The sequence below is a fragment of the Bradyrhizobium sp. Mp27 genome (assembly GCF_029953005.1).
GTDB classification, from domain to species: Bacteria; Pseudomonadota; Alphaproteobacteria; order Rhizobiales; family Xanthobacteraceae; genus Bradyrhizobium; species Bradyrhizobium barranii.
The window spans coordinates 1-557 of the sequence record NZ_JASAUS010000613.1 but is presented as its reverse complement, the minus strand read 5'-3'; the positions used below and the strand labels follow the sequence as shown (position 1 = coordinate 557).

General features: G+C 58.5%; 1 protein-coding gene. It reads left to right on the top strand.

What is annotated here, in order from left to right:
* Positions 1–94: 94 nt before the first annotated feature.
* On the top strand, positions 95–557 hold a 463-nt coding region (locus tag QJT78_RS51995; RefSeq protein ID WP_281460928.1), incomplete at its 3' end, for a porin.

Below are 557 nucleotides of genomic sequence, written 5' to 3'. Positions count from 1 at the left end.
AAGCTCTTGCCCGGGAAACAAACTCAAACTAACAGTCCCTTGTCCTGCCTCGCGGGTGGAGGAATTTGACTGACCACACCCGGAGGAATTTGAAGTGACCCGCGGGGCCCTGTACGGTGCCGGATTCTACTACATCCCGGGCACTGACACCTGTATCAAGCTGGGTGGTTACCTGCGTGCTGAAGTCGCGATCAACGCGACCGATTTCAACGGTAACTTCAGCAGCGTTAACGGTTCTTCGAACCGTCTGACGAACTACTACGTCACTCGCGCCCGTTCAGACCTCAACATCGACACACGCACTGCGACCGAGTACGGCGTGGTTCGTACCTTTGCTGATGTGGTCATGTCCTGGACGACGGATAACTACACGGGCAACGGCACCGGCAACGGCTCCACCGTTTACTCGCAGCTCGGCAGCTCGGGCGTTAGCGGACCCAACAACTCCAACGCAGGCGCAATCGCCGGCGGTACGCTTGGCGTGTACTACGCTTTCATCCAGTTCGCTGGCTTCACGATGGGTAAGGCGGTTGCCCAGTTCGACGCCCCCTGGACCA